1 protein-coding gene is annotated in these 1,664 nt (G+C 70.1%); it reads right to left on the reverse strand.

The genetic code is table 11. The features are described from left to right. The coding region (locus tag LGH70_RS23465; RefSeq protein ID WP_226190978.1) for a condensation domain-containing protein at positions 1–1,664 on the reverse strand (1,664 nt) is incomplete at both ends.

The raw sequence follows: 1,664 nt of genomic DNA on the forward strand, positions 1-1,664 counted from the left end.
TTCTCCCCCGCCAGGGCCCGCGCCAAGTCCTCTCCCGCATACTGGCTCAAGTCCACGAAGCTGAAGCCCTCGCGGACCTGCTGCTGGACCAGCTGCAGGGCCCGCCCGCCCACCTGGTGCGTGAAGCAGGTGCGCAGCACATCGTAGCTCTGCACCAGCTGCTGGTAGCTCTGCTCTAAGAGCAGCAAGTCCAGCTGCCCCTGCAGCCGATACGCAATCTGGATGCCGTGGGCCCTAGAGCCGGGCTCCTGCACCCAGTAGTAATACATGCCCTCCTGCAAGGGGGTCAGGGCGTACACATCCGCCAGCCCGTTGCCGCCCACCTGCTGCTGCAGGCTGGCCAGCTCGGCGCGGCTCAGGCCCTTGTAGCTCACGTCGCTGGGCGTCAGCTGCACCTCTTCCACAGCCGCCACGGCCTGGATCAGGCCGCGCAGCTGCTGCTCGTAGTGGGCCAGCAGCTGCGCGATGGTCTGCCCCTGGTACTGCTCAGCACTGTAGCCCACGCTCACGCGCAGCTGGCCCTCGACAATAATAGCCGACACTTCCAGCACCGTGCTGCGCTGTCGCCGCGCACTGCTGCTCGCGCCCCGCCCGTTGCCCGAGTAGGTGAACACGCTCGCCTCCTCGGCCTGGCCCGTCGCCGCGTTGCTGGCCCCGGCGCCCGCGCCGAAGTCGCCCAGGTAGTTGAACACCAGCTCGCTGGCGGGTGCCGAGGCCAGGGGCTGCTCGGGGTGCAGGTAGCGCAGGAGCCCGTAGCCGATGCCCTTGCCCGGCACGCGCCGCACGGCCTCCTTGACCTCGATCAGCGCATCGATGCTGTCGCTGGCCTGGCGGATGTCGAGCACGAGCGGGTACTTGCTGGTGAACCAGCCCACCGTGCGCGTCACGTCCAGCTCGGCCCCGATCCACTCGCGGCCGTGGCCCTCGAGCGTGAGGCGCACGGCCCCGAGCTGCCAGTGCTGCTGCAGGGCCTGGACCAGGGCCGTGAGCAAGAGCTCCTGCACCTCCGTGGCGTAGGCCCGGTGGGTCTGGGTGAGCAGCTGCTCGGTCAGGGCCGCGGGCAGCACAAAGCTGCGCGTGGCCGCGTCCTGGACCTGGTTGCGGCCCGCGGGCTGGTCTTTGGGCAGGGCCGGCACGGGGGCCTGGTCCTGCGCCTGCCAGTAGGCCAGCTCGGCCTGGAGTTGGGCGCTGGTGGCCTGGCGCTGCTGCTGGGCCTGCCAGGCCTGCAGGGAGTCGGTCTTGAGCGGCAGCTGCTGGGGCTGGCCCTGCTGGGCTTGGGCGTAGAGCGTGGCCAGATCTTCCAGCAGGATGCGCCAGCTCACACCGTCGACCACCAAGTGGTGGGCCACCAGCAGCAGCTCGTCCGTGCCGTCGGGGCGGCGGAACAGGGCGGCCTGGAACAGGGGGCCCGTGGCCAAGTCGAAGCCCGCCTGCAGCTGTTCGCTCAGGGCCAATTGTTGGGCCTGGGCCTGCTCGGCGCTCAGCTGGGTCAGGTCGTGCTCGTGCAGCCGGGCGGGCGTGTCGGTAACGGCGGCGTAGTGCTGGCACCAGCTGCCCTGCGCGTCGAGCGTGAAGCGCAGGCGCAACGCGTCGTGGTGCAGAAGCAGCTGGGCCAGGCTTTGCCGCAACCCCTCGGCCTGCAGCGCCGAAGCACTCTGCAGCAA

This window comes from Hymenobacter nitidus (assembly GCF_020447315.1).
Lineage (GTDB): Bacteria > Bacteroidota > Bacteroidia > Cytophagales > Hymenobacteraceae > Hymenobacter > Hymenobacter nitidus.